Origin of the sequence: Acinetobacter sp. Swhac1 (genome assembly GCF_013390985.1) — a bacterium.
GTDB lineage: Bacteria > Pseudomonadota > Gammaproteobacteria > Pseudomonadales > Moraxellaceae > Acinetobacter > Acinetobacter towneri.
The window spans coordinates 65,884-72,191 of sequence record NZ_JACASN010000016.1; the positions used below are offsets into that span (position 1 = coordinate 65,884).

Consider the following 6,308-nt stretch of genomic DNA (forward strand, 5'->3'; position numbering starts at 1 on the left):
TCACCTTTAAACGATCTCAATGTTTTCTACGAAAGCAACTTTTTCATACGCTTCTACAACGTAATCTTCATTGCTTGATTGATAGTCGGCAACGCGGTTTTTCTTTGGTTCATCAATAATTGCACGACGTTTTGCACCTTCTTGATAGTAAATAGAAAGGTTGTCAAAAGACGTGATCAATAATGCGTTATCAGGGAAGAATGGAACACGAGCAGCAGGTAGACCACCAATTTGCTTTTGGCCAATTAGAATCTGTCCCGCCAACACATTTTGGTTGTCTTGTGTCTGATTGACGATAGCAAAGTTTTTATCATCTAAAAGACTACGACCACAGATCACAATAAGATCAGTAGCATCTTGATGTACTTCATCAATAAAGTTGCTTACAGCATCTTGTACCAAAGCATCTAAGTTTTTATAGTCACCTGTGGCGCCAACTTTTACAGTTCCAGAAGATTCGACCACTTCTTTCATATGGCGTTCTGGTGCACGGGTACGAATTTTTTCAAGCCAACCGATGTTTACATCTTGCAGTTTAGGGTTTGCCGTACGGTTGGTTGTTGCAGCAATACTGGTGCCATTAAAACCAATCATGATACGGTCAAGCGCGATGGCAGATGCACATGCACCAGCCCATTTTTCAGGGAAATCTTGAAACTTAGCCCAGGCATCTAACTTGGCATAAGGCAATGCAATGTCAAAGTCAGTTTTTTGACAGTCGTAAGTGTTTTTACTTAAGCCAGTTGGATCTGCTGGATTACGCTCACCTTCACCTGACGTATCTGTGCGTCCAGCAATGGTTGAATTCACAGATAATGCCAGTGCTTCACCTGTTTTTTCAGATACAGGGATAGTGTTGATTCGACTTAAAAATTCACTTGAAAGCTGAATTTTTTCTTCCAGTTTTTGTGCTGGAGTAGGGTCTACCGTAAAAGTCGTATCTGCGCTAGTGACTCCATTAATACGAGCAACTTCAGCAATATAGTGATTAAATTTTTTACGTGTATCATTACGCATATTAATTATTCCGTATTAGTAAACGACAGCAACTGATGACCCTTGGTTACCAGTTTGTGGTGGTCGGGTTTCATGGTTTGGGTCTGGCTGTTCATTGAACTTTTTGTCAATTTCAGCGTATTTGGTTTCTAACTCTGAATATTTACTTTCAAGCTGATTAAATTTTTGTTGCAGAGTGTCCATTGCAGTTTTTTGGGCAGTAAACGCATCACCTGCTTTTTCTAAAACCGTTTTAAGCTCTAAAAAATTGGTTTGAACGTCTTTTTCCTGTGCTTCTAATTTTGGAGTGAACATTTCGCTGAACTTTTGGATCAGACCTGCAAACATTCCTTTTCCATCATCTTCAAATTCAATTTTTGATTCTTCAGCAACAGAGAAAGCATTTTTTTCTGAATTCTCACCAAACTTGGCAACCATGCTTGAAAAAGAAAGTTTTTCTGTACCGATTGAAGCAGGTGAATCAGTAATGGCCAAACCAACCAAGTAAGCTTCACCTTTACCTTGGAAGTCAGGATCCACTTCAATAGAGGTATAAATTTTTTGGCGTTTTTTATTCATTTCGATGAGGTCATCAGTTGCATCAATTTCTGCATACAATGCCAACTGTTTTTCACCGTTAATTTCAACTTCTTCAGTTGTTACTGCAATAACATCACCGTATGCACGAAATGAAGAATCAGGCAAAATACCGCGTAAATGCTCTACCCAAACACGAGCGCCATAAGTTTGTTGATTGTAATTTTTGCTAATTTGCTCAAGCCAAGATCGTTCAATCTTGCGCCCGTCAATCGTGTCACCTGCGACAGCAACACGAAATTTTTTTGATTTCGCCATGAGATTACCTGTTTTGTTCGTTATGCAGTTTTTGCATCAAATATCTGCATGATTGAAAGTCTTGAACTATTAGTAAACAGGTTGAGTTTGTAAGCGGGGCGCTTACAAAATGCAGCTCAAGCAATGTATTAGGTGCATTGCTTTAATGAACGCATGAATAATATTGATAATGAGCGTTTTGCGCTGACTTATGACAACAGAACTAAGGCCAAGTTTTTATATTGGATGGGTTGGCGTGTCAGTAGCATTTCTGAATATCTACATGAAAATGAGAAAACTGTTCACTCATGGAAGCAACGTGATGAATGGGAAAAGGATGCACCTGCAGGAATTGCAGCTCAAGCATTAGAAGCACGGCTATGTACTTTATATTTGCTTGATAAAAAAACACCTGGTGATTTTAAAGAGATTGATCTTTTGGAGCGTCAAAAAGATCGTTACACCAGACGTGAAAAATATCTCACAGATGAAGGAAATGAAGGGGACATCAATCCTAAAATTCAAAATCGAAATGCTAAAGCTAAAAAGATGCCAAAGCGCAATCTTATTACCCAGGCAATGATTGAAAAAGTTCAGTCAGACTTTGATGATGGATTGTTTGAATATCAACGGAATTGGTACCGTGCTAAAAATCAACGTTCTAGAAATATTTTAAAGTCGCGTCAGATCGGTGCGACATATTATTTTGCACGTGAAGCATTTGTAGATGCAATTACAGGAGGTGGCAACCAAATTTTCCTGTCTGCATCAAAAGCACAGGCGCATGTGTTTAAGTCTTACATTAAGTCGTTTGCTGCTGAATCAATTGATATCGATTTATCAGGGGATCCAATCACATTAAATTTTGATGAAGGATCATCTGCAGAACTTATATTTCTTGGTACGAATGCCAAAACAGCCCAGGGCTTCCACGGAAATTTTTACTTTGATGAATACTTTTGGGTTCATGGCTTTACTGAACTTCAGAAAGTTGCCTCTGGCATGGCCATGCATAAGAAATGGCGCAAAACTTATTTCTCAACACCATCCAGTAAATCACACCAAGCATACAATTTCTGGACAGGTGAAATTTTCAATAAAGGACGTCCAAAAGATCAGCGGCTAAATATTGATGTCAGTCATAAGGCATTGCAGCTAGGCCGTTTATGTGAAGACAAAATCTGGCGTCAGATTGTCAATATTTATGATGCTGAACGTGGCGGCTGCGATTTATTCGATATTGATGAATTGAAGTTTGAATATTCTGCAGAATCATTTGCGAATTTGCTGATGTGTGAATTCATGGATGATGGTCATTCTGTTTTCCCTTTGGCCATGATTCAACCTTTAATGGTCGACAGCTGGGAGAAATGGGCAAAAGATTTTAAACCGTTAGCCATACGTCCGTTCGGTTATCAGGAAGTCTGGCTGGGTTATGACCCTGCCGAGTCAGGTGATAGTGCAGGGCTTGTGGTGATTGCTCCACCGACCGCAGATTATCCAAAGTTCCGTTTGCTGGAACGTCATCAGTTCAAAGGCATGGACTTCAAGGCACAGGCCGCCTATATCAAAAAGGTTTGTGACAATTACCGCGTCACTTATATCGGACTTGATACGACAGGCATGGGCACTGGCGTTGCACAATTGGTTCGCCAGTTCTTCCCAGCACTAACTACTTTTAGTTATTCAGTTGAAATTAAAACCATGTTAGTTCTAAAGACAATGGACGTGATCCGCAATAATCGCTTTGAATTTGATGCTGGATGGACTGATGTTGCCCAAAGCCTGATGGCTATTAAAAAAACTATGACTGGTTCTGGTCGTCAGTTTACATTCGAGGCTACACGTTCAGAGGAAGTTGGTCATGCCGATCTTGCCTGGGCATGTATGCATGTTTTTGTGAATGAACCACTGGAAGGCCGTACTTCTCAAAATACATCTTCAATGGAATTTTTCTGATGCAACAAGATCAACAGCATACACTTCCTATTCATGCATTTACTTTTGGTGATCCAGAGCCAGTAATTAATGCTCACGACTTTTCTAGTATGTTCAATGTCTATTGGAATGGTACCTATTATGAACCACCAGTTAGTCTTGAAGGTTTAGCGAAGTCATTTAGATCTACCCCGTATTTATCCACGGCTATTATCTACAAAAGGAATCAACTGGTTTCAGCATTCAAACCAAATACAGTGATGTCCTCCAAAGCCTTTGAGCAGCTGGCAATGGATTTTTTGGTTTTTGGGATGGGGTATGTCGAAGCAATAAGAAGTCGCTCTGGCCGTGTAGTTCAAGTCAGCACACCATTAGCAAAGTACATGCGACGCAAAAAAGATCTTAAAGAATTTTTGATGATCACTGAAAATTGGAAATATCACCACTTTGCACGTGATTCTGTATTCCAAGTCCGTGAGTGCGACATCAATCAAGAAATTTATGGTTCACCAGAATATTTGTCATCACTCCAGTCTGCATGGCTCAATGAGTCTGCAACTCTATTCCGTCGCAAGTATTACAATAATGGTAGTCATGCTGGTTACATTCTATATTTGACGGATCCACAGCAAAACGAAAAAGATGTTGATGCGATACGCCAAGCATTAAAAGAAAGTAAAGGTCCTGGTAACTTTCGTAACCTTTTTCTGCATTCACCAAACGGTAAGCCAGATGGATTGAAATTAATCCCTGTGTCTGAAGTTGCTGCAAAGGATGACTTCTCAAATATTAAATCTATCACCCGTGATGACATTCTTGCTGCAATGCGAACACCACCGCAGCTGTTAGGTATTGTTCCAAATAATACTGGTGGCTTTGGCTCTATCTCTGATGCTGAACAGGTGCATTGGAATTCTGAAATCATTCCGCTACAGAAACGTATTGCCAACCCCATTAACGAATGGCTTGGTCAGACTGTGATTGACTTCAAGACTTATAAAGAAGTACGTGGTACGACTTAAGATAGTTATGTGTGAAGCTTTCATAATTATATGTGAACCACCTTCGGGTGGTTTTTTTATGCTCAGTGAAAATATTTAAAACCAGAAAGTCTTGCTGGAGCCGTGCGGTTGACCCCCCACGTCACCTGCAGGCTTCTTGTGTTGGAATCCCTTTAGTTTTTTTGAGTATGCTCAGTTGTCCAAAGCCTTATATAGACAGGGTTGGGTATAGATAGAACAGGGGGAATACCAATTCTGCGTATTTCTGCATATTTCTCTAATATTCTGCAGTTCAACAGATTCAGATTTAGATCGATATAAAAAGGGGGAACCTCTGCGAAGAATTAAAAAACCAAAAAAAGGTAATCAATAAATTATTTGGCTGTTTTTTTGACATAAGCTTATGATTTATATATTTATTTATGTGTTACCTTTTGGGGGTAATCTCAGGTAATCAAAATAAAAATATTTTCAATATTATTAATTAAATCAACAGTATATAAGGTAATCACTTGTTACCTTTTTAAAGGGTAATAAATTACCTTTAGATTACCTATAAGTTACCTTTTTAAAATTAGAAATTTATTTAATATTTTCATGGGTTTATTGTGTATTTTTGAATGGCAGTTACCTTTATTACCTCTTTCCGAAACCACACTTAGAATTTTTAAACTGTGCTTTTTTTAAGATTCAGCATTGTAGATATTTCGCATATAAAAATCACGATAAAACGTACTATTTCCACCTAATTCCCGCTTTTTTGCCTTTATATATCTGTTTTATAAAATTACTTTGAGTCCGACCCTCGGGACCACAGATATATAATTATATGCCAACCAATGGTATATAAGCTTCGAAAGCCCTGATAATTCAGGGCTTTGTTGTTTCTGCATACCAACCCATGCCTATACACATCCCAATGTTTTAAAGATACGATTAAAGATACGGTTTATCTTTTCGAAATTTATATCTTTATTATGGCTAAAATCGTCAAACCTCTCACCGATACCAAGTGTTCTTCGGCAAAGCCCAAAGTCAACTCTCAAGGAAAACTTGTCAATAATAAGCTTGCTGATGGCAACGGGTTGTACTTAATTGTTAGACCTAGTGGCACAAAGACATGGCAATTCATTTACGGTTCATTTTCGGATTCAATCAATAATTGAACCGCTCTTTCTCTGATTTCAGGGGTATATTTTGGTTTTGTCATTGGAACATTCTCTCTCAAGAAAGTTGGTCTCCGACAAACCTGGTACGGTTCAATACGCGCTCTAGAACACTCTCATTCGCGTTTATTTGTTATGTTGAAGTTTTTCTTTGAAAGTGTGTTGATCGAGTTGGAGTGGCGAATAGGAGCAAAAGAAAGGGAGTGACACATATAACTTCCTTTCAAAAAATCTTAAATATTTTTACTCTGTACACGACAAATTTCACAGAACCCTTATCCTATCAGGGTTCTGCCTTCTTAAAATTGCCAAAATTTCCTTAAACTCTTCTTTTTTCCCAAAACCAATTAAACGCTGAATCGCCATTTGAACA

5 protein-coding genes are annotated in these 6,308 nt (G+C 38.6%); 3 read left to right on the plus strand and 2 right to left on the minus strand.

The window, feature by feature from the left end; translation table 11 throughout:
* Positions 1-6: 6 nt before the first annotated feature.
* Positions 7-1,017 (minus strand): phage major capsid protein, P2 family, encoded by a 1,011-nt coding sequence (locus tag HX743_RS09790; RefSeq protein ID WP_178319123.1) that lies wholly within the window; start codon positions 1,015-1,017, stop codon positions 7-9.
* A 15-nt stretch (positions 1,018-1,032) separates the two neighbouring features.
* Positions 1,033-1,851: a GPO family capsid scaffolding protein gene (locus HX743_RS09795; protein ID WP_178319124.1), complete on the minus strand. Its 819-nt coding sequence runs from the start codon at positions 1,849-1,851 to the stop codon at positions 1,033-1,035.
* A gap of 153 nt (positions 1,852-2,004) precedes the next feature.
* On the opposite strand from HX743_RS09795, the gene HX743_RS09800 reads away from it, so the two are divergent.
* The 3 genes from HX743_RS09800 (at position 2,005) to HX743_RS16575 (ending at position 5,935) form a co-directional block, all read left to right on the plus strand.
* Positions 2,005-3,789: a terminase large subunit domain-containing protein gene (locus HX743_RS09800; RefSeq protein WP_178319125.1), complete on the plus strand. Its 1,785-nt coding sequence runs from the start codon at positions 2,005-2,007 to the stop codon at positions 3,787-3,789.
* On the plus strand, positions 3,789-4,790 hold the full coding sequence (locus tag HX743_RS09805; RefSeq protein WP_178319126.1) for a phage portal protein: 1,002 nt from the start codon (positions 3,789-3,791) through the stop codon (positions 4,788-4,790). The genes HX743_RS09800 and HX743_RS09805 overlap by 1 nt, the downstream gene beginning before the upstream one ends.
* 956 nt (positions 4,791-5,746) lie before the next feature.
* A complete protein-coding gene (locus tag HX743_RS16575) occupies positions 5,747-5,935 on the plus strand; it encodes an Arm DNA-binding domain-containing protein (protein ID WP_329608963.1) in 189 nt (62 codons plus the stop codon).
* Positions 5,936-6,308: the final 373 nt, after the last annotated feature.

Bases quoted from the DNA above. Each gene is read 5' to 3' on its own strand.
- HX743_RS09800 (WP_178319125.1), top strand. From the start codon at position 2,005: ATGAATAATATTGATAATGAGCGTTTTGCGCTGACTTATGACAACAGA.
- HX743_RS16575 (WP_329608963.1), top strand. From the start codon at position 5,747: ATGGCTAAAATCGTCAAACCTCTCACCGATACCAAGTGTTCTTCGGCA.
- HX743_RS09790 (WP_178319123.1), bottom strand. From the start codon at position 1,017: ATGCGTAATGATACACGTAAAAAATTTAATCACTATATTGCTGAAGTT.
- HX743_RS09805 (WP_178319126.1), top strand. From the start codon at position 3,789: ATGCAACAAGATCAACAGCATACACTTCCTATTCATGCATTTACTTTT.
- HX743_RS09795 (WP_178319124.1), bottom strand. From the start codon at position 1,851: ATGGCGAAATCAAAAAAATTTCGTGTTGCTGTCGCAGGTGACACGATT.